The organism is Burkholderia sp. BE12, assembly GCF_002959955.1.
Taxonomy (GTDB): domain Bacteria; phylum Pseudomonadota; class Gammaproteobacteria; order Burkholderiales; family Burkholderiaceae; genus Burkholderia.
Map to the genome: position 1 here is coordinate 156,132 of NZ_PREY01000015.1, position 20,184 is coordinate 176,315.

Here is a 20,184-nt window from a genome sequence, read left to right on the forward strand (position 1 = left end):
CGGCGTGCCGCAAGTCTAAACCGAATGGATGTCAGCGTGCGTCGGCGAGTGCCGGCGCGTGGCCCGCCGGCGCGGCCTGACCAGGTTGGCCGGTGGCCGCGAACTCGATGATGCCGCCGCCGAGGCAGATTTCGCCGTCGTACAGCACGGCCGACTGGCCGGGCGTGACGGCCCACTGCGCATCGTCGAACGCGAGCGAGAAGCGCGCTTCGCCTGCCGGGCCGGCTGCCGCGGCGCCGATCGCGGCGTCTATCGCGGCCCGGCCGAACGTGCACGCCGCATCGGCCTGCCGGTAGCGCGTCTTCGCGCCGCACGCGAAGCCGTCCGCCGGCGGCTCGCCGGCGACCCAGCTCACGTTGCCGGCGACCAGCTCGCGCGACAGCAGCCACGGATGATCGTGGCCCTGCACGACGTACAGCGTGTTCGACGCGATGTCCTTCGCGGCGACGAACCACGGCTCGCCGCTGCCGCTCTTGCTGCCGCCGAGGCCGATGCCCTTGCGCTGGCCGAACGTATAGAACGCGAGGCCGATGTGCTCGCCGACCACCTTGCCGTCGGGCGTCTTCATCGGGCCGGGTTTCGTCGGAAGATAGCGGTTCAGGAAATCGCGGAACGGCCGTTCGCCGATGAAGCAGATGCCGGTCGAATCCTTCTTCTTCGCATTCGGCAGCCCGATCTGCGCGGCGATCTCGCGCACCTTCGTCTTCGGGATCTCGCCGAGCGGGAACATCGTCTTCGATAGTTGCGCCTGGTTCAGCCGGTGCAGGAAGTACGACTGGTCTTTCGTATGATCGAATGCCTTCAGCAGTTCGAAACGCCCGTCGCGCACGCGCACGCGCGCATAGTGGCCGGTCGCGATCATTTCCGCGTCGAGCGACATCGCGTGGTCGAGGAACGCCTTGAACTTGATCTCGGCGTTGCACAGCACGTCGGGGTTCGGCGTGCGGCCGGCCGAGTATTCGCGCAGGAACTCGGCGAACACGCGGTCCTTGTATTCCGCGGCGAAGTTGACGGCTTCCACGTCGATGCCGATCAGGTCGGCCACCGACACGACGTCGATCCAGTCCTGGCGCGTCGAGCAGTATTCGCCGTCGTCGTCGTCTTCCCAGTTCTTCATGAACAGGCCGACCACGTCGTAGCCTTGTTCCTTCAGCAGCCACGCGGTCACCGACGAATCGACGCCGCCCGACATGCCCACCACTACACGGCGCTTGCTCATTTGCCGACCGCCTGACGTTCGAATGCCTCGGGGCGCGGGGCGACCGAATGCGTGTGGACGAAATCGAGCGGAATACGCCGCCCGGCGAGATAGTCGTCGACGCAGCGCATCACCGCGGGCGACCGATGGCGCTCGCTGCAGGCGCGCAGTTCGTCGGCCGTCATCCACAGCGTGCGGACGATGCCGTCGTCGAGCACATGGCCCGCGAGCGGTTCGCCGGCCGTGCCGCAGAACGTGAAGCGCAGGTAGGTCGCGCCGGCGTTGCCGGGGCGATCGTAGTGCGCGAGATAGACGCCGACGAGCGCGTCGGGCGTGAACGGGTGCGCGGTTTCCTCGAGCGTTTCGCGGATCACGGCGTCGGCCAGCGTTTCGCCGGCTTCGAGATGACCGGCCGGCTGGTTGATGCGCAGGCCCGTCGAGGTTTCCTCCTCGATCACGAGAAAGCGGCCGGCGCGCTCCACGAGCGCGGCGACCGTCACATGCGGGGTCCAGATTTCGGGTTTCATGGTTCGGCATTTTACCGGTTGCGCCCGAACGCTGCCGGTCGTCGGCCGCCGGCCGTTCGTTAGACGAATCCGACCCTTGTAAATCGTCCGTCCCGGCGCTGCGTGACGGCGCGGGCCAAGCGCATGTCGCATTCGAGCACGATCGTGCGGAAGGTGCTGGCGGGGCCATCGCTTTCGGTTAAAGTGCAGCGTGAACGCCGTTGCTCGTGAGCCGGTAAGTCAGCCTGTCCGGCTCGTTGTGCAGTAAAGATCGCAAGAAAAGAAATACTGACAATGACTGGAGGAACCGACGATGCATATTGGAGTGCCTGCTGAAACGCGGGCCAACGAGGCGCGCGTGGCTGCGACGCCGGAAACCGTGAAGAAGTACGCGGCGGCCGGCCATCGCGTCAGTATCGCGAAAGGGGCCGGCAGCGCAGCCAGCTATCCCGACGAAGCCTATGCGGCCGCCGGCGCCGAATTGACCGACCAGTCGGCCGCTTTTGGCGCCGATCTCGTCCTGAAGGTCCAGGCGCCGACCGACACCGAACTGCCGTTGCTCAAGCGCGGCGCCGTGCTGGTCGGCATGCTCGAGCCGTTCAACGGCGAGCAGGCGGCGAAACTCGCCGCGGCCGGCGTGACCGGTTTCGCGCTCGAGGCCGCGCCGCGCACGACGCGTGCGCAGAGTCTCGACGTGCTGTCGTCGCAGGCGAACATCGCCGGCTACAAGGCCGTGCTGGTGGCCGCGTCGCTGTATCCGCGCTTCATGCCGATGCTGATGACGGCCGCGGGCACCGTGAAGGCGGCGCGCGTGCTGATTCTCGGCGCGGGCGTCGCGGGCCTGCAGGCGATCGCGACCGCGAAGCGGTTGGGCGCCGTGATCGAGGCGTCCGACGTGCGGCCGGCCGTGAAGGAGCAGATCGAGTCGCTCGGCGCGAAATTCCTCGACGTCCCGTTCGAAACCGACGAAGAGCGCGAAGCCGCGCAGGGTGTCGGCGGCTATGCACGTCCGATGCCGCCGTCGTGGCTCGGCCGCCAGGCCGCGCTCGTGCACGAGCGTGCGAGGCAGGCCGACATCGTGATCACCACCGCGCTGATTCCCGGGCGCCCGGCGCCGACGCTGATCTCGGTCGAGACCGCGCAGTCGATGAAGCCCGGCTCGGTGCTCGTCGATCTCGCGGCCGGCCGCGGCCCGGAAATCGACGGCCGCAGGGGCGGCAACTGCCCGCTGACCGTCGCCGACCAGGTGGTCGTGCACAACGGCGTGACGATCGCCGGCTACACGAACCTCGCGTCGATGGTCGCGTCGGACGCGTCGGCGCTGTACGCGCGCAACCTGCTCGACTTCATGAAGCTGATCGTCACGAAGGAAGGCACGCTGAACATCGACCTGACCGACGATATCGTCGCCGCGACGCTGTTGTGCCGCGACGGTGAAGTCACGCGCAAATAACGGAGGAGACCATGGAAGTCATCAATCACACGGTGATCAACGTGATCATCTTCGTGCTGGCGGTGTACGTCGGCTACCACGTCGTCTGGAACGTCACGCCGGCGCTGCATACGCCGCTGATGGCCGTGACCAATGCGATCTCGGCGATCGTGATCGTCGGCGCGATGCTCGCGGCGGCGCTCACCGTCGGGGCGACCGGCAAGTTCTTCGGCACGCTCGCGGTCGCGCTCGCGGCCGTCAACGTGTTCGGCGGCTTTCTCGTGACGAGGCGAATGCTCGAGATGTTCCGCAAGAAGGAGCCCAAGCGTGTCGAGGGCGGCAAGGAGGGCGCGCGATGAGCATGAACGTCGTTACGCTGCTGTACCTCGTCGCATCGGTGTGCTTCATCCAGGCGCTGAAGGGCCTGTCGAATCCGAAGAGCGCGCGACGCGGCAACCTGTTCGGGATGGTCGGGATGGCCATCGCGATCCTCACGACGATCGCGCTGATCGTCAAGCAGGCCGCATGGCTCGGCGCGAACCTGCCGCTCGGCCTCGCGCTCGTGCTCGGTGCGCTGATTGTCGGCGGCGGCATCGGGGCATTCGTCGCCGCGCGCGTCGAGATGACGAAGATGCCGGAACTCGTCGCGGCGATGCACTCGCTGATCGGTCTCGCGGCCGTGTGCATCGCGTATGCGGTGGTGTCGGAGCCGGAGGCGTTCGGGCTCGTGCCGCAGGACGCGGTGTCGTCGAGCTTCATCCCGTACGGCAACCGCGTCGAGCTGTTCATCGGCACGTTCGTCGGCGCGATCACGTTCTCCGGTTCGGTGATCGCGTTCGGCAAGCTGTCCGGCAAGTACAAGTTCCGGCTGTTTCAGGGCGCGCCGGTCGTGTACGCGGGCCAGCACCTGATCAACCTGATGCTCGCGATCGCGATGCTCGGCTTCGGCATCCTGTTCTTCATCACGCAGGCGTGGCTGCCGTTCATCATCATGACGGCGATCGCGTTCGTGCTCGGCGTGCTGATCATCATCCCGATCGGCGGCGCGGACATGCCGGTGGTCGTGTCGATGCTGAACTCGTACTCGGGCTGGGCGGCGGCCGGCATCGGCTTCTCGCTGAACAACGCGATGCTGATCATCGCGGGGTCGCTGGTCGGCTCGTCGGGCGCGATCCTGTCGTACATCATGTGCCACGCGATGAACCGCTCGTTCTTCAACGTGATCCTCGGCGGGTTCGGCGGGGAAGCCGCGGCCGGCGGTGCGACGGGCGCGCAGGAGCAGCGGCCGGTGAAGTCGGGTTCGGCCGACGACGCGGCGTTCATGCTCGGCAACGCGGAATCGGTCGTGATCGTGCCGGGTTACGGGCTCGCCGTCGCCCGTGCGCAGCACGCGCTGAAGGAGCTGACCGACAAGCTGGTCGAGAAGGGCATCGACGTGAAGTATGCGATCCACCCGGTCGCCGGGCGGATGCCGGGCCACATGAACGTGTTGCTCGCGGAAGCGGAAGTGCCGTACGAGATCGTGCACGAGATGGAGGACATCAACGGCGAATTCGGCCAGGTGGACGTGGTGCTCGTACTCGGCGCGAACGACGTGGTGAACCCGGCCGCGAAGAACGATCCGAAATCGCCGATCGCGGGGATGCCGATCATCGAGGCGTACAAGGCGCGCACCGTGATCGTCAACAAGCGTTCGATGGCGGCCGGCTACGCGGGCCTCGACAACGACCTGTTCTACATGGACAAGACGATGATGGTGTTCGGCGATGCGAAGAAGGTCATCGAGGACATGGTGAAGGCGGTCGAGTAACGCACGTCCTGGCTACGCGGCGCCCGCTTCGATGCGGGTGCCGCGCTCCGGACAGGCCCGACCGGCGCAAGCCGGCCGGGCCTTTTTCATGGTGTGACGAGGCGTGCGACGCAGGCGGCGATCGTGTCGCGCACGCGCACGATCGCGCACGTCGCATGCGAGGGAATCGTCGCGACCGCGTCGGAGCCGGCGAGCAGGGACGGCAGCGCGGCGACATGCGGGGTCGATGCCGCGATGCGCCGCTTGTGGCCGAGCGCGACCAGCGCTTCGTCGACGATCCCGATCACGCCGCCGACGACATGAGCAGGTGGTCGCGCCGCAGGAAATCGGCGAGCGTAAGCGTGCGCGGCGCCCCCGGGAGGCGGGCCGGATCGATCAGGCCCGCATGACCGCCCGGCGCGACCGCGCGCCCGCCGCCGCGCCGCGTCAGCGCATCGGCGCTTCCGCGATCCGCATGTAGTCGGCGATCCGCCGGCCCTCCATGTCCGGAAACTGCTCGTGCACGGTGATGTCGCCCATCCGCGCGATGTCGAAGGTGCGGAAATCGCCGCGCAGCTCGCACCACGCGCCGATCGTCCAGCGCCCGCCCCAGTAGACGAGCCCGAGCGGCCAGACGCGGCGCTGCGAATGCGCGCCGAGCCGGTCGCGATAGTCGAAGCTGACGATGTGGCGCGTGTCGATTGCCTGGTGGATCGCGTCGACCTTCGCGCAAAACGTCTCGTCGATGTGGAACGACGGCGCGAATACGGGCAGCCGGTCGAGCGCCGTGCGCTTGTCGGCCGGCATCGCCGACGCGATCTTCGCGAGCGCCGAGCGCGCGGCGCTCGCGAAGCGCGCCCCGCCCCAGGTCTCGAGCATGCGCGCGCCGGTGGCGAGCGCCGCCAGCTCCTCGGCCGTGAACGTGAGCGGCGGCAGGCTCGCGTTGCGGTTCAGCCGGTAGCCGATGCCGGCTTCGCCTTCGATCGGCACCCCTGACAGTTGCAGGTCGCGCACGTCGCGATAGACCGTGCGCGGCGACACCGACAACCAATCGGCCAGTTGCTGCGCGGTCGTGAGACGACGCCCGCGCAACAGCTCGGCGATCTGGAACAGGCGGTCGGCACGGCGGGTCATGACAGCACCTCGATTCCTCTGTCTACGGGGACTTCGCGATGATAGCGCCGCGCCGGCCCGCTGACCGCTGCGCTCAGTGGCATTTCGGCGCGTGCAGGCCGACGCGGTTGCCTTCCGTGTCGATCAGGTAGCCGACGTAGCCGTAATTGTTCGGCAGCTCGACGACGGAGCCCTGCACGACGCCGCCCGCGCGCTTCGCGCGTTCGAGCGCCGCGACGACCGATTCGCCGGCGTTCAGGTAGACGAGCACGCCGTTCGCGCTCGGCTTCATCTGCTGCGGATCGAACACGATGCTGCCGCCCGTGCTCGACGCGTCGCGATCGAATGTCGCCATCGGCACGCCGCCGATGACTTCGCGCTGCAACGTGGTTTGCAGCACGGTTTCGTAGAAGCGGATCGCGCGGTCGAAATCGAGGGACGGAATGTCGAACCAGGCGATCGCGCGTTCCAGGGTTGCAGTGGCGGTTGCTGACGTCATGACGAGCTCCTTGTGTTGCGTTGTTATTCGGATTCGGTGCGGAAACCAGCCTGCATTGCGCCGGGATTGCAGTGTGATCGCGGGCTGCTGACACCGTATTGTCAGTAGAGTTGTCACCCTTGACATGCAACCGTTTGGTTGCATAATAAGGTCATCGACCCAGGAGCGGCATGGATCTCGTTTTCAAGGCGCTGGCCGACGCCACGCGCCGTCAGTTGCTCGATCTGCTGTACGCAAAAAACGGCCAGACCGTGTCCGAGCTGTGCGACGGGCTCGCGATGAGCCGGCAGGCCGTGAGCAAGCATCTCGCGCTGCTCGAGGCCGCGAATCTCATCGCGACGACGTGGCGCGGCCGGGAGAAGCTGCATTACCTGAATCCGGTGCCGATCCATGACATCGCGCAACGCTGGATCGGCAAGTTCGAGCGTCAGCGCCTGCAGGCGCTGGCGGATCTCAAGCGGGGGCTGGAAGCGCCCCGCGACACGGGAGATGACGATGGGTAACCCTGCCTTCGTGTACGTGACCTTCATCGCGGCCACGCCCGAGCGCGTGTTCGACGCGCTGACCAACGCCGAGCTGACGAAGGACTACTGGGTGCGGCATCGCAACGCGTCGCCCGACTGGCGGCCGGGTTCGCGCTGGGAACATCAGGACTACGACGATCCGTCGCGGGTCGACATCGTCGGCGAAGTGATCGAGAACGATCCGCCGCGCCGGCTGGTCGTCACGTGGCGCACGCCGTCGGGGGAGGGCGGGGAATCGCGCGTGACCTATCTGGTCGAGCCGCACGAGGGCGTCGTGAAGCTGACCGTCACGCACGACGGGCTGGTGCCCGGTTCGGAGATGGATCGCGGGATTCGTGGCGGCTGGCCGGTCGTGCTGTCGAGCCTGAAGACGCTGCTCGAGACGGGGCAGGCGCTGCCGTTCACGATGGCGCGCTGGTCGCAGTCGAAGCATTGACTGGCCGCGCAAAAGCACAGGGGCCGCGATGGCGGCCCCTGGACACGTCGTGGCTCGTGGAACCGGACGGATGGCTTATGCGTCGCCTTCCGGCGCGGCCGGGCGTGCCTTCACGCTGCCGGCGATCAGGTCGAAGCGGAACAGCCGGCATTCGAGCGCGCCGTTGAACAGCGGCGTCTTGGCCGATTCGCGCAGGCGCAACTGGCCCGGCAGCGAACGGTCGGACGTCAGCAGGAACGCCTGCCAGCCCGTGAAGCGCTGTTTCAGCGCATCGCCGAGCGCGTTGAAGAACTCGCTGTCCGGCGCGTCGGTGTGCGTGCGGCGGAATGCGTCGTCGTTGTCGCGGTTACGGCCGGTTTCGCGCACCTCGCCGCGGGCGCTGCGTCCGCGCACTTCGATCCGCTCGCCGTACGGCGGGTTCGCGAGGAGGATGCCCGGCCCGTCGCACGGCGGCGTCATCCCGCGCGCGTCGACCTGCTTGAGCCACACCGACGGCACGCCCGCGCGCTCGAGGTTCGCGCGCGCCTTCTCGAGCATGTCGCCGGAGATGTCGCTGCCGTACACGCCGAGCGCTTCGCCGCGCTTGGCCCGCGCCGCGCGCTTCGCGTCGAGCGCCGGGACCTTCAGCCCCTGCCACGCGGTGATGTCGTACTGCTTGAGCTTTTCGAAGCCGAACCGGCGCTCGACGCCGGGCGCCACGCCGAGCGCGATCTGCGCGGCTTCCGCGAGGAACGTGCCGCTGCCGCACATCGGGTCGTACAGCGCGGTGCCGGGCGTCCAGCCCGTCAGGCGCAGGATGCCGGCCGCGAGGTTTTCGCGCAGCGGCGCCGCGCCCTTGTCGAGACGCCAGCCGCGCTTGAACAGCGGCTCGCCCGACGTGTCGAGGTACAGCGTGCATTCGTTGGCCGTCAGGAACGCGAACACGCGCACGTCGGGCGCACCGGTATCGATGCTCGGACGCGCGCCGGTCTTGTCGCGCATCCGGTCGCAGATCGCGTCCTTCACGCGCAACGTCGCGAATTCGAGGCTCTTCAGCGGCGACTTGATCGCGGTAATGTCGACGCGCAGCGTCTGCGTGGCCGCGAACCAGCGCTCCCACGATTGCTCGAGCGCGAGCGCATAGACGTCCTGCTCGTTGCGGTACGCGCGGTGCGCGATCTTCAGCAGGATCCGGCTCGCGATCCGCGAATGGAGGTTCGCGGCCATGCCGGCGGCCCAGCCGCCGCTGAAATGGACGCCGCCCGGCACCTGCGCGCCCGCGGTGAACGGCGCGCCGTTCAGGTGGCGGCCGGCGATTTCGGCCAGCTCGGCGGCAAGCGCCGCTTCGAGGCCGCGCGGGCAGGGGGCGAAGAATTCGAACAGGGTGGGCGAGGACATAAGGCGGGTGAGGACGTGCAAAAGTCCACCATTGTACGCGGCGCGGGCGACCAGGGCCGGCGTTTCGGCGCGGCGGCGTCGTCGCGACGGCCGCTCGCGCGTGCCGGGCGGACGGCGACGGGCGCCTGGCGGGGCGCCGCCGCCCCGCCGCAGGTCAGTGCGGGCCCGGCTGGCCGGCGCGCGCGGCCCGGTTGGCCGCCGGCCAGAACAGCGCGAGCGGATTCGACAGCACCGTGCGGACGATCGCGGCGACGAGCGCGCGCACCTTGGTCGGGCGCAGGCTGCGCGAGCGCACGGCCATCGTGAACGCGAGTGCGAAGCTCACGAGCACGTTGAGGAGGGCCATGCTGAGCACGCCGGCGCCGGCCCACCACAGCTCGGGCGTGCCGAGCGCATCCTTGCCCAGTACGCCGAGCGCGATCCCGATCGAGCCGGCCGACAGCGTCACGTGCCGCACCTCGAACGGGAACATGAACACGGTGACGATCGCCGGGACGAGGCCGAGCATCAGGCCGAGGCCGACGTTCGCGACCACGCCCGCGACGTTCGACCGGCAGAAGTGCGCGAGCTTCGCGGCGCCGGCCGCGCCGAGCGTCAGGCGCAGCCGGCGGTTGTACGCGAGCGCGTCGCCGACCCGGTGCAGCACGAACCAGTTGTCGGCCCAGCCCGCGAGCAGGCTCGACGCCCACAGCAGCACGCCCGTGAGCGCCGCATAGAACGGCGTCGGGCCCAGCAGCGAGAACGAGTGCAGCGTCGCGTGCGCCTTCTCCGGCGAGATCAGGTTCGCGTGCAGCACGTTGCTCGCGAACAGCTGCACGAGCAGGCACACGGGCAGCACGACGAGCACGTTGCCGGAAATCGCGGCCGCCTGCGTGCGGATCAGCGCGATCACCGACGCGACGAACGTCTTCACGCCTTCCTCGTGACCGGTGTCGTCGAGCTCGCGCGCGAGTGTCGGCGCGGTCATCGCAGGCTGCTTGGTCGCGAGCGTGAAATGCAGGAAGTGCATCAGCATGAAGCTGGCCGCGTAGTTGACGCCCGCGAGCAGCCCTTCGAGCATCGACTGCAGGTGCGCGCCCGTGATCGCGAACTTCACGCACACGGTCGCGACCGTGACGAGGCCGCCGCCCGCGGCCATCCGCAACATCTTCAGATATTCGGCGCGGCCGCGCGAGATGTAGTGCTCGCCGGTGTCCGCGTTGGTCTCGACGAGCTTGCGTGCGAAAAGAGAAAAGTTGCTGCGCACGAGGTGCGCGACGCTCTGGCTGCTCTGGTTCGCATCGACGAGCTCGGCAGTCAGATGCGCCATGCCGCGCAGGTCGTCGCGCGCCATCCACGCGTTGAGCAGCATTTCCGCGCGCAGGATGCGCATGCGCATCCGTTCGACCTGAAACACGATGTCGACCGACACGCCGTTGCGGTACAAGTGCGCGAACACGTCGTCGATGGCGATCCGGCATTCGTCGAGCAGCACGCGCAGGTAGTTCACCTCGTGCAGCAGCTTGCTCGGGTCGCCGCCGTCGTCGGCGGCCGCATGCGCGGTCTCGACCGCGAGCATCGCGCGCGTGAGGCGGTAGAACGGCTGCGATTCGAGCGGCTTGCGTGCATCGTCGTCGGACAGCCGGCTGCGCACCGTCTGCGACAGGCCGGTCGAGCTGATCTGGCAGGTCAGGTTGTGCAGCGCGGCCAGCAGGTCGCGCGAGAACGAACCGGGCTCGTGGCGCTCTTCGTCGGTGACGTCGAACGAGATCAGCTCGGCGAAGCGCGCGAGCAGGTCGTCGGGCAGCGCGCCGATCCATTTCGCGTCCTCGGGCGTCGGGAACATCAGCGTGAACAGCGCCGACAGCTCGCGGCGGTTCGGCGCGGGCGGGATCAGCGACGAATCGATCCGCTCGAACAGCGCGCCGAAGAAGCCCGAATGCACCGGCATGCCGGCGTCGCACAGCAGCGAAATGCCGTCGCACTCGCGCAGGATGCCGCGCAGGATGCGCCCGGCGTGCGCTTTCCACGCGGGGTTGCGATCGAGCACGTGGAACAGGTAGCGCAGCCGCGCATGGGCCGGATACGCCCGCGTGTCGGCGTCGCGCTCGGCCGGCGCGTCCTGCACCGTGCCGTTGCGGCGCAGCCAGTGCGCGAGCTCGATCAGCCATTCGCTGCGCTCGGCGTACGACGCGTCGGCGTCGGCGTGCGCGAGCAGCGCATCGAGCTGGTGACCGGCATTGCGGGACGCGCGCCACTTCTTGATCAGGGTCGTCAGGGAACGAAACATAAACGGAATAGCGAAAGCCCGGGACGGGCGGGTTCGGGATGCCGGCCGGGGAAACGGCGCGGCACCGGGAGAACGGGTGAGACGGGGCCGGTGCCGGACGGGGCGCGGCGACCCGCGATGCGGCTGCCCCGCCGCGGTGCACGCCGACCGCGTGCGGGCGCCGGGAGGCACGGCGGTCGGGCCGAACGGCCCGGCGCCGCTGGCGGGTGCGCACGACGAACGGCGCGAGCCTGAAAGTGCGTAGGATCGTCAATCGGGCCGGAAAACGCAAGCGGACCGCGTTGCATGGCGCGGGTTCCGGCGGCTTTGACAAAGAATGTAAATGGCCGTTCGGCCGATGAAGGCGGTGCGCGAGACCGGCTGTGGCGGCGTGGGGCCTACGACCTACGACCTACGACCTACGACCTACGACGGGCGGCGCGCGCTGCCGGACGCGCCGCGCCATTCGACACCGCGCACGCGAACGCCGTATCGAACGTTCGCCTGCGCGGCCGTCCGCGTTCGCTTATGCGCCGGACTGACCCGTCGCGTCGGCGTCGCCGCCGGACGTCGGGTTGGCCGGGCACGGCACGGCCGGCGTGACCGCCGTCTTGCTGCCGGCCGCGGGCGCGGCCGTCGCGCCGCGGCGTGAGGCCATCGCGCGCACGCCGGCCGCGGCCTGCGCGGCAATCACGTCGAGCGCGCGCCGGTGGCCGGCGACGAGCGCGTCGTAGCCGTCGGCGACCGGTTCGGCGACGCTCGTGCGGCAGGTCATCACGGCCTGCGTGGCGAGCGAGCGCACGCTCCACACGGCGTCGACCGCGGCTCGCTTGCCGGGCCACGACTCGAAGCGCTGCACGTTCACGCTGATGCGATAGACGGGCACGCCGGCCGGATAGGCGGAATTCGCGACGTCGATCGTGCCGAGCTGCGCGGCGAGATCGTCCGACAGCGCGCGGCGGATCTCGTCGGCCGGCGGCGACGCCCAGCGTTCCTGCTCGAGCACGTCGACCTGCGCGGCGTTCTTCTGCACGACCAGCTGGCTCTTCGCGACCTGCTCGGGCACGCCGACCGACGGCACCTCGATCAGGAACGCCGGGTTGGCCGGCGCGGTACGCAGCGGCGCCGCGGCGTCGGCCGGGCTGAGCGTGTAGAACCGCGCGGGCGGCGAGCTGCACGCGGCGAGCGCGAGTGCGGCGACGACCGCCGCCGCGCCGCTCGCGAAACCGTTCACGCGTGTCGTCATTGCTTATCTCCTGGCTTGCCCTTGAGCAGCGATTCGGGGTGGCGCTCCAGATAGTCGGCGAGCGCGTTCAGCGATTGCAGCGTGCGCGTGAGTTCCTTCAGCGCGCCGCGCACGTCGGACTGCAGCGGCGAATCCTGCTGCAGCGTCGCCTCGGCGGTCGAGAAGGTCTGCTTCGCGGCCGACAGCGTGTCGCGCGCTTGCGGCGCGACCTGCGTGTCGAGCTGCTTGAACAGCTTGTCGGCGTTCGCGAGCGCGCTGTTCAGGTTCGCGCCGATCTGGTCGAACGGCACCTTGTCGAGCTTCTTCGCGATGTCGGCGACCTGCAGCTGCAGCTCGTCGAGCGTATTCGGTACGGTCGGCAGCTCGAGCGGCTGGCGGGCCGTGTCGATCTTCACTGCCGGCGCCTTCGGGAAGAAGTCGAGTGCGACGTACAACTGGCTCGTCAGCAGGTTGCCGGTGCGCAGCTGGCCGCGCAGTCCGTGCTGGACGAGCCGCTCGACGATCTCGCGGCGGGCCGGTTCACCCTGGCTCGCGATCGTCTCGCGGAAGCGCCGGCCGAGGCGTTCCGGATACACGTTCATCGTCACCGGCATCGTGAAGTTCTTCGCCTTCGGATCGTAGTCGATGCCGATGTTCGTCACTTCGCCGAGCACGATGCCGCGGAAGTCGACCGTCGCGCCGACGGCGAGCCCGCGCAGCGACTGATTGAAGTTCATCACGACCTGCAGCGGTTGGCCGTCCGGGTCGCGCATCGCGTCGCCCTCGTCGGAGCCGAGACGGAACGTCGTGTTGTTCGGCGCGGTCGCGCCGCTGCCCTGGTTTGGCGGCGTCTGGAACGCGATGCCGCCGAGGATCACCGTCGCGAGCGACTGCGTGTTCAGCTTCAGGCCGCTCGAATCGAGCCGCAGGTCGACGCCGCTGGCCTGCCACCAGCGCGAGTTCACGCCGACGTACTGGTCGTACGGCGCATTGACGAACACGTTGAACGTGACGCCCGTGCCATCCTTGTCGAGCGAGAAACCGACCACCTGGCCGACCTGGACGCGGCGGTAGTAGACCGGCGAGCCGATGTCGACCGAGCCGAGCGAATCGCCGCGCAGCACGTACTGCGTGCCTTTCTGGTCGCCCGTGACCGCGGGCGGCGTCTCGAGGCCGGTGAAGTCGGTCAGCGTGTCCTGCCCGTGACCGGCGTCGACGCCGATGTACGCACCGGACAGCAGCGTGCCGAGCCCCGACACGCCGGTCGCGCCGACGCGCGGGCGCACGATCCAGAAGCGCGAGCCCTGGACCGCGAAGTCCTCGGCTTCCTTCTTGAGCTGCACCTGCACCAGCACGCGCGACAGGTCCTTCGACAGCTTGATCGTCTTGACCATGCCGATCTCGACGTCCTTGTACTTGACCTGGGTCTTGCCCGGCTCGAGCCCCTCGGCGCTGTGGAAGCTGATCGTGATTTCCGGGCCGCGCTCGCGCACGGACTTGATCACGAGGCCGATGCCGATCAGCGCGGCGATCAGCGGCACGAGCCAGACGAGCGACGGCAGCCAGCCGCTTTTCGTCGAGATCGTCGGATCGGGCGGTCGGGGCGCGTCGTGCTGCGGCCCTTGTGGACTATTCATGGTGATTCCCTGAGGTTTCGACTGGATCCCAGATCAGACGGGGATCGAACTGCATCGACGCGAGCATCGTCAGGATCACGACCGAGCCGAACGCGAGTGCGCCGGGGCCGGCCGTGATGACGGCGAGCGAACGGAAATGGACGAGCGCGACGGTCAGCGTCACGACGAAGATGTCGAGCATCGACCAGCGGCCGATGCGCTCGACGATCCGATAGAGGCGCGTGCGCTGCAGCGGCCGCCACGTGGCGCGGCGCTGCGCGCTGGTGACGAGGATCGTCAGCACGCCGAGCTTGAGCATCGGCACGAGGATGCTGGCGACGAACACGACGACGGCGAGCGGCCAGTCGCCGGACGTCCAGAAATAGATGACGCCGCTCATGATCGTGTCCTGCTGCGACCCGACGATCGACGACGTACGCATGATCGGCAGCAGGTTCGCCGGAATGTAGAGGATCGCGGCCGCGAGCAGCAGCGCCCACGTGCGCATGATGCTGTTCGGCGTGCGCACGTGAAGCGCGCTGCCGCAGCGCGCGCAATGCGCGTGCGGCCGGTCGATCGTCTGCACGAGCCCGCATGCGTGGCAGCTGGCGTAGCCCTCGCGGGCGGCGGTCGGCTGGGAGCTCGTCATCGGCGGGGGGCGCCCGGCAGCGGCGCGGCGGGGTCGGGCTGCTCCGGCGCGCGGCCGGCGCGCAGGTCGTCGGCGATGTCCCATACCGTGCGCGGGTCGAACATCAGCACGACGGCGGTCATCAGCGTGAGCGCGCCGAACGCGAACAGCGCCGCGTCGGGCACGACGCGCGCGAGGCTCACCATCTTCACGATCGTGACCACGATGCCGAGCATGAACACCTCGATCATCCCCCACGGCCGCACGAGCTGGATCGTGCGCAGCACGAGGTTGAGGCCGGGCGGCACGATGCCGCGCCGGATCGGCAGCAGGACGTAAAGCAGCGCGGCCATCTCGACGAGCGGAAACAGCACGGTCGAACAGAACACCATCACGCCGACGATCGCCATGTCCTGATGCCACAGCGCGTCGATCGCCCCGATCAGCGTCGTCTGCACGCGGGTGCCGTTCAGGTCCATTTCGAGGATCGGGAACGTCTGCGCGATGATGAACGTGACGAGCGCCGCGACCGCGAGCGCGCTGATGCGCTCGATCTGCGTGGTGCTGTTGCGATACAGCAGCGCGTCGCAGCGCGGGCAGCGGGCGATCTCGCGGCCGCTCAGGCGCGGTTTATGCAACAGTGCGTCGCATTCGTGGCAGGCAATCAGGTCGTATCGTTGCATGGAAAAGGGGTGTTGCGACGGCCGGGAGAACGCGTCGACGGGGCCGGAACCCGCGCCAATCTTACCAAAAGGGCTTTTTCGGTGGGTCAAGGATCGTGAGTTGCGTGACCGATCGGTAACATGGCGGGAAGCCGTCAGCCGGCTGGCGCGCCTGTCCTCAGAGTCCGCGCGCGTCAAAAGGTTGCGGTAGCATGGCGCCCTTGACGTGCGTCGGACGAATTTACCGGCGCAGCCGTTCGCTGAACTGAGGAACCCAAGATGGCATCGAAATCGCCGCTGGCCGCGCCGGCCCGCTACGCACCTACCGCGATCGCGCTGCACTGGCTGATCGCGCTGCTGATCGTCTGCGGCTTCGCGCTCGGCTGGGTGATGACCGACATCCCCGGCTTCACGCCGACCAAGCTGAAGTACTTCTCGTGGCACAAGTGGATCGGCGTGACGGTGTTCGCGCTGGCCGTCGTGCGCGTGCTGTGGCGTGCGACCCACGTGCCGCCGCCGCTGCCGGGCGGCACGCCGGCATGGCAGCGCGCGGCGTCGCACGGCGTGCACATGCTGCTGTACGTGCTGATGATCGTGATCCCGGTGACGGGCTACCTGTACAGCTCGGCGTCGAACATCCCGGTCGTCTATCTCGGCATCGTGCCGCTGCCGCGCCTGATCGACCCCGATCCGGTGCTGAAGGAAACCTTCAAGACGCTGCACGTGTCCTTGAATTACATTCTGCTTGCGCTCGTTGCGATGCACGTGCTCGCGGCGCTCAAGCACCAGTTGTTGGACCGCGACGGCCTGCTGTCGCGCATGCTTCCCTTTGCCAAATGAAGGATCCCATGAAAGTGTCTTTCTCCCGCTCCATGCTGACCGCGTTCGCCGCGGCGGCGCTCGTCGCGTCGGGCGCGGCGCATGCCGACGTCGATCTCGCGAAGAGCAAGGTGTCCGCCGTGTCGAAGCAGATGAACGTGCCGACCGAAGGCGCGTTCAAGAAGTTTTCCGCGCAGGTGAAGTTCGACCCGGCGAAAGCCGCGCAGGGCAGCGCGCAGATGACGATCGACGTCGCGAGCTTCGACCTCGGCGACAAGATGTACAACGACCAGGTCGCCGGCAAGGACTGGTTCGACGCGAAGACCTATCCGCAGGCGACGTTCGTGTCGTCGGCGATCGCGCCGGCCGGCGGCAACAAGTACAACGTGACCGGCAAGCTGACGATCAAGGGCAAGGCCGAGACCGTCACGGTGCCCGTCACGGTCGCGCAAAACGGCGCGACGCAGACGTTCGACGGCGTGCTGCCGATCAAGCGTTCGACCTTCAACGTCGGCACCGGCGAGTGGAAGGACACGTCGGTCGTCGCGGACGAAGTGCAGATCAAGTTCCATCTCGTCGCCACCAAGTAAGCGGCAGGTTGCCGCCTCAACTGAATGCCGCGCGAGGGCGCGGCGCCGTTCCCAGGAGAAAAAGTTTGAAAAAGCATCTGATCATCGCCGCGGGCGCGCTGGCCGCTTCGCTGTCGTTCTCGGCCTTCGCCGAAAGCGCGACCTACCAGTTCGACCCGAGCCACACGTACCCGAGCTTCGAGGCCGATCACTTCGGCGGCCTGTCGGTCTGGCGCGGCAAGTTCGACAAGTCGAGCGGCACCGTGACGCTCGATCGCGCGGCAAAGACCGGGACGGTCGACGTGACGACCGACATCGCGTCGATCCACACGGGCAGCGCGAAGCTCGACGAGCACCTGCAGACGGCCGAGTTCTTCGATGCGGCGAAGTTCCCGCAGGCGAACTACAAGGGCACGATCAAATTCGACGGCGACAAGCCGGTGTCGGTGGTCGGCAACCTGACGCTGCATGGCGTCACGAAGCCGCTCACGCTGAAGATCGACTCGTTCAAGTGCATGCCGCACCCGATGCTCAAGCGTGAAGTGTGCGGCGTCGACGCGGTCGGCGAATTCAGCCGCGACGATTTCGGTCTCGACTACGGCAAGCAGTACGGCTTCAAGATGAAGACGAAGCTGCTGATCACGGCCGAAGCGGTCAAGCAGCAGTAAGACTTCCCGGCGAGGCCGGCCGTCGGGCCGGCCCCCTGCGGGCCAACCGCCGCGCTCCCGTTACCGGGGCGCGGCGGTTTTTTTGCGCGCCTATAATCGCCCGAGCGCAGCATGCGGCCATGCGGCGCCGGGCAGGCCGACGCCGCGACGGCGGCCGCCTCTAACAGAACGTACAACGACAAGGAGATCGCCGATGCATGCCGTCACGCAGCCCCGTTCCATTGCCTCGTCGCCGCGCGTCTGGCGCGCGGTGGTCGCCGCGTCGATCGGCAACGCGCTCGAGTGGTTCGATCTCGTCGTCTACGGTTTTTTCGCGGTGACGATCTCGAAGCTGTTCTTCCCGGCCGGCAACGACACCGTGTCGCTGCTGCTCACGCTCGGCACGTTCGGCGTGTCGTTCTTCATGCGGCCGCTCGGCGCGATCGTGCTCGGCGCGTATGCCGACCGCGCGGGCCGCAAGGCCGCGCTCACGCTGTCGATCCTGTTGATGATGGCCGGCACGCTGGTCATCGCGGTGCTGCCGACCTACGGGACGATCGGCGTCGCCGCGCCGGTGATCCTCGTCGCCGCGCGGCTGATGCAGGGCTTTTCGGCCGGCGGCGAGTTCGGCAGCGCGACCGCGTTCCTCGCCGAGCACGTGCCCGGGCGGCGCGGCTTCTTCGCGAGCTGGCAGGTCGCGAGCCAGGGGCTCACGACGCTGCTCGCGGCCGGCTTCGGCACCGTGCTGAACGCGCAGCTGTCGGCCGCGCAGATGGCGTCGTGGGGCTGGCGCGTGCCGTTCTTCTTCGGGCTGCTGCTCGGGCCGGTTGCGTACTACATCCGCACCAAGGTCGACGAAACCCCCGAATTCCTCGCGGCCGAAAGCACCGCGAGCCCGCTACGCGATACGTTCGCATCGCACAAGGCGCGGCTCGTCGCGGCAATGGGCGTGGTCGTGCTCGGCACCGTCGCGACCTATCTCGTGCTGTTCATGCCGACCTACGGCGTGAAGCAGCTCGGCCTCGCGCCGTCGGCCGCATTTGCGGCGATTCTCGTCGTCGGCGTGATCCAGATGGCGTTCGCGCCGCTCGTCGGCCACTGGTCGGATCGCTACGGCCGCGTGCGCGTGATGATCGCGCCGGCCGTCGGCATCCTCGTGCTGATCTATCCGGCGTTCGCGTATCTCGTCGCGCATCCGGGCTTCGGCACGCTGATCGCGCTGCAGGTGCTGCTCGCGTTCCTGATGACCGGCTACTTCGCGGCGCTGCCGGGGCTGCTGTCGGAGGTGTTTCCGGTGCAGACGCGCACGACCGGGATGTCGCTCGCGTATAACGTCGCGGTGACGATCTTCGGCGGCTTCGGCCCGTTCATCATTGCGTGGCTGATCCGCGCGACCGGGATGAAGACCGCGCCGAGCTTCTACCTGATGTTCGCGGCGGTGCTGAGCCTTGCGGCGCTGATCGTGCTGCGCAAGCGGTTCGGGTTCCGCTGAAAGGGGCGGGCGGCGCGTCAGCTGCCGCCGCGCTCGCACACCGGTTGCGCCGGCATCAGTTGCGGCGGCGCGTCGACGGTCCGGACCGGGCGCCCCGCGAGCGCGGCGAGCGCCTGCCGGAGCTGCCAGTCGGCGGCCGTGCCGAATGCGCGCTGCGGCAGCGCCGCGCTCCTCGCCGTATCGATCTTCGCGCGCACGCGCTGCTCGCGCAGCTTCTGCCGTGCGTTGCGCACCTGCGCGAACGGGTCGGGCGCCTGCCGGTCCGCATACGGCGCGCGGGCCAGATCGACTTCCCGGTACCACAGCAGCACGCCGTCGACGTCCGAATCGACGCGCGGCGGCACGAGCCAGTCCGGCATGACGCCGTAGCCGTCCATCGGGCAGCCGTTCGGCCGCAGGTTGCGCGCGAACGTGAAATTCAGGCGCGTGCCGTCGATCAGATCGACACCCGTCTGCGCGAGCCCTTTCCCGTAGGTCGGCATGCCGAGCAGTTTCGCGCGGCCGAGATCCTTCAGCGCCGCCGCGGTCGCTTCGGCGGCCGACGCGCTCTGTCCGTCGACGAGCACGACGAGCGGCACGGTGCGCCACCAGTCGTCGGCCTGCAGCGGCGCGAGCGGGTCCTGCCCGTGCATGACGGGCAGTTCGTAGTCGGGCCAGTTGGTCGTGTAGCGGCGGCGGTGCGTGTCGCCGCGCTCGACCGTCACCATCGCGGTGCGGTCGCGTCCCGCGAACAGCGCGGTGATGCCGATCGCCGCATTGAGCGCGCCGCCGCCGTTGATGCGCAGGTCGAGGATCATCTGCTTCACCGGCGGGCCCGCGCGGCGCGCGGCCTGTACCGCGTCGATATAGTCGCCGACCGCCGGCTCCGGAAAGCTCGACAGCCGCGTGTACAGGATGTCGCCATCGAGCCGCTTCGCGGTCGCCGGATGCGGTCTGACGATCGCGCGCACGGGCGCGAAGCTCAGCACCGCATGCTTCGGCCCGCGCTGCACCGTGAGCTTCAGCGGCACGCCCGCGTCGCCCTTCGCGAGTTTCGTCAGCGCGCTGCCGTCGATGCCGACGACGCTCCTGTCGTTCATCGCGACGACGAGATCGTCGGGCCGCACGCCGGCCCGTTCCGCCGGCGCGTCGGGAATCACGTCGATGATGTGCAGCCCGTCGGGCCGTGTCTCGAACACGATCCCGATGCCCGGCATGCCGTCGCGGGCGCGCCGCTCGTCGTCGCGCCGTTCCTGCTCTTCCTTCGCGTTGAAGAAGCGCGCGTACGGCAACGTCTTGATCCCGTCGTGGGTCGTGGCGTCGAGCAGCGCGCCGATGTCGACGTCGGTCAGGTGCTGTTTCTTCAGCACTTCGACGGCCGCTTTCAGTTCGCAGAGCTGCGGCTCCCAGTCGGGCGGGCAGGGC

The 20,184-nt window shown here is 68.5% G+C and carries 21 protein-coding genes; 9 read left to right on the forward strand and 12 right to left on the reverse strand.

Going from position 1 to position 20,184, the window contains the following annotated elements; translation table 11 throughout:
• Positions 1–31 precede the first annotated feature (31 nt).
• Positions 32–1,219, reverse strand: coding sequence for a tRNA 2-thiouridine(34) synthase MnmA (gene mnmA / locus C4B30_RS18945; protein ID WP_105132797.1), 1,188 nt, complete (start codon positions 1,217–1,219; stop codon positions 32–34).
• Positions 1,216–1,725 (reverse strand): NUDIX hydrolase, encoded by a 510-nt coding sequence (locus tag C4B30_RS18950; protein ID WP_089499641.1) that lies wholly within the window; start codon positions 1,723–1,725, stop codon positions 1,216–1,218. Before C4B30_RS18950 ends, mnmA begins: the two co-directional genes overlap by 4 nt.
• A 292-nt stretch (positions 1,726–2,017) precedes the next feature.
• Between C4B30_RS18950 and C4B30_RS18955 the strand changes: the two genes are divergently transcribed.
• Genes C4B30_RS18955 through C4B30_RS18965 form a run of 3 tightly spaced genes read left to right on the forward strand, consistent with a single transcriptional unit; the run spans position 2,018 to position 4,946 of the window.
• A complete protein-coding gene (locus C4B30_RS18955) occupies positions 2,018–3,157 on the forward strand; it encodes a Re/Si-specific NAD(P)(+) transhydrogenase subunit alpha (protein ID WP_105132798.1) in 1,140 nt (379 codons plus the stop codon).
• An 11-nt stretch (positions 3,158–3,168) separates the two neighbouring features.
• On the forward strand, positions 3,169–3,495 hold the full coding sequence (locus C4B30_RS18960) for an NAD(P) transhydrogenase subunit alpha (protein ID WP_006476884.1): 327 nt from the start codon (positions 3,169–3,171) through the stop codon (positions 3,493–3,495).
• A complete protein-coding gene (locus C4B30_RS18965; RefSeq protein WP_027783579.1) occupies positions 3,492–4,946 on the forward strand; it encodes an NAD(P)(+) transhydrogenase (Re/Si-specific) subunit beta in 1,455 nt (484 codons plus the stop codon). Before C4B30_RS18960 ends, C4B30_RS18965 begins: the two co-directional genes overlap by 4 nt.
• Positions 4,947–5,032: 86 nt before the next feature.
• Here C4B30_RS18965 and C4B30_RS36310 read toward each other — a convergent pair whose 3' ends face one another.
• From C4B30_RS36310 to C4B30_RS18980, 3 genes are all read right to left on the reverse strand, one after another.
• On the reverse strand, positions 5,033–5,233 hold the full coding sequence (locus C4B30_RS36310; protein WP_442778460.1) for a hypothetical protein: 201 nt from the start codon (positions 5,231–5,233) through the stop codon (positions 5,033–5,035).
• Between the two features lie 139 nt (positions 5,234–5,372).
• Positions 5,373–6,059: a helix-turn-helix transcriptional regulator gene (locus tag C4B30_RS18975; protein ID WP_027783581.1), complete on the reverse strand. Its 687-nt coding sequence runs from the start codon at positions 6,057–6,059 to the stop codon at positions 5,373–5,375.
• Between the two features lie 73 nt (positions 6,060–6,132).
• The gene (locus tag C4B30_RS18980; protein ID WP_027783582.1) at positions 6,133–6,537 is read right to left on the reverse strand and encodes a VOC family protein; all 405 of its coding nucleotides are present in this window, start codon (positions 6,535–6,537) and stop codon (positions 6,133–6,135) included.
• Positions 6,538–6,707: 170 nt separating this feature from the next.
• Between C4B30_RS18980 and C4B30_RS18985 the strand changes: the two genes are divergently transcribed.
• Together C4B30_RS18985 and C4B30_RS18990 are read left to right on the forward strand one after the other, a co-directional pair.
• Positions 6,708–7,040, forward strand: a complete 333-nt coding sequence (locus C4B30_RS18985) for an ArsR/SmtB family transcription factor (protein WP_027783583.1) — start codon at positions 6,708–6,710, stop codon at positions 7,038–7,040.
• The gene (locus C4B30_RS18990; protein WP_027783584.1) at positions 7,033–7,497 is read left to right on the forward strand and encodes an SRPBCC family protein; all 465 of its coding nucleotides are present in this window, start codon (positions 7,033–7,035) and stop codon (positions 7,495–7,497) included. Before C4B30_RS18985 ends, C4B30_RS18990 begins: the two co-directional genes overlap by 8 nt.
• Before the next feature lie 75 nt (positions 7,498–7,572).
• Here C4B30_RS18990 and C4B30_RS18995 read toward each other — a convergent pair whose 3' ends face one another.
• The 6 genes from C4B30_RS18995 to C4B30_RS19025 all read right to left on the reverse strand — a co-directional run bounded on the left by C4B30_RS18995 (position 7,573) and on the right by C4B30_RS19025 (position 15,274).
• Positions 7,573–8,874, reverse strand: a complete 1,302-nt coding sequence (locus C4B30_RS18995) for a THUMP domain-containing class I SAM-dependent RNA methyltransferase (RefSeq protein WP_027783585.1) — start codon at positions 8,872–8,874, stop codon at positions 7,573–7,575.
• A 154-nt stretch (positions 8,875–9,028) separates the two neighbouring features.
• Positions 9,029–11,143 (reverse strand): site-specific recombinase, encoded by a 2,115-nt coding sequence (locus C4B30_RS19000; protein WP_105132799.1) that lies wholly within the window; start codon positions 11,141–11,143, stop codon positions 9,029–9,031.
• Positions 11,144–11,648: 505 nt separating this feature from the next.
• Positions 11,649–12,368 carry a PqiC family protein gene (locus C4B30_RS19010; RefSeq protein WP_027783587.1) on the reverse strand — a complete coding sequence of 240 codons (720 nt, stop codon included), beginning with the start codon at positions 12,366–12,368 and terminating at the stop codon, positions 11,649–11,651.
• Positions 12,365–13,984 (reverse strand): PqiB family protein, encoded by a 1,620-nt coding sequence (locus C4B30_RS19015; protein ID WP_027783588.1) that lies wholly within the window; start codon positions 13,982–13,984, stop codon positions 12,365–12,367. Before C4B30_RS19015 ends, C4B30_RS19010 begins: the two co-directional genes overlap by 4 nt.
• Complete coding sequence (locus C4B30_RS19020) at positions 13,977–14,612, reverse strand: paraquat-inducible protein A (protein ID WP_027783589.1); 636 nt, start codon at positions 14,610–14,612, stop codon at positions 13,977–13,979. Before C4B30_RS19020 ends, C4B30_RS19015 begins: the two co-directional genes overlap by 8 nt.
• Entirely contained in the window at positions 14,609–15,274 is a 666-nt protein-coding gene (locus tag C4B30_RS19025) for a paraquat-inducible protein A (RefSeq protein WP_027783590.1), read from the reverse strand. The genes C4B30_RS19020 and C4B30_RS19025 overlap by 4 nt, the downstream gene beginning before the upstream one ends.
• Before the next feature lie 258 nt (positions 15,275–15,532).
• Between C4B30_RS19025 and C4B30_RS19030 the strand changes: the two genes are divergently transcribed.
• From C4B30_RS19030 to C4B30_RS19045, 4 genes are all read left to right on the forward strand, one after another.
• Positions 15,533–16,093, forward strand: a complete 561-nt coding sequence (locus C4B30_RS19030; protein WP_089499648.1) for a cytochrome b — start codon at positions 15,533–15,535, stop codon at positions 16,091–16,093.
• 8 nt (positions 16,094–16,101) lie between these two features.
• Entirely contained in the window at positions 16,102–16,662 is a 561-nt protein-coding gene (locus C4B30_RS19035; RefSeq protein WP_027783592.1) for a YceI family protein, read from the forward strand.
• Positions 16,663–16,727: 65 nt separating this feature from the next.
• On the forward strand, positions 16,728–17,309 hold the full coding sequence (locus C4B30_RS19040) for a YceI family protein (protein ID WP_006476873.1): 582 nt from the start codon (positions 16,728–16,730) through the stop codon (positions 17,307–17,309).
• Between the two features lie 193 nt (positions 17,310–17,502).
• Complete coding sequence (locus C4B30_RS19045; protein ID WP_105132800.1) at positions 17,503–18,780, forward strand: MFS transporter; 1,278 nt, start codon at positions 17,503–17,505, stop codon at positions 18,778–18,780.
• Between the two features lie 17 nt (positions 18,781–18,797).
• On the opposite strand, the gene C4B30_RS19050 is transcribed toward C4B30_RS19045, so the two are convergent.
• Positions 18,798–20,184: S41 family peptidase (locus tag C4B30_RS19050; RefSeq protein WP_105132801.1), on the reverse strand; the 1,387-nt coding region annotated here is incomplete at its 5' end.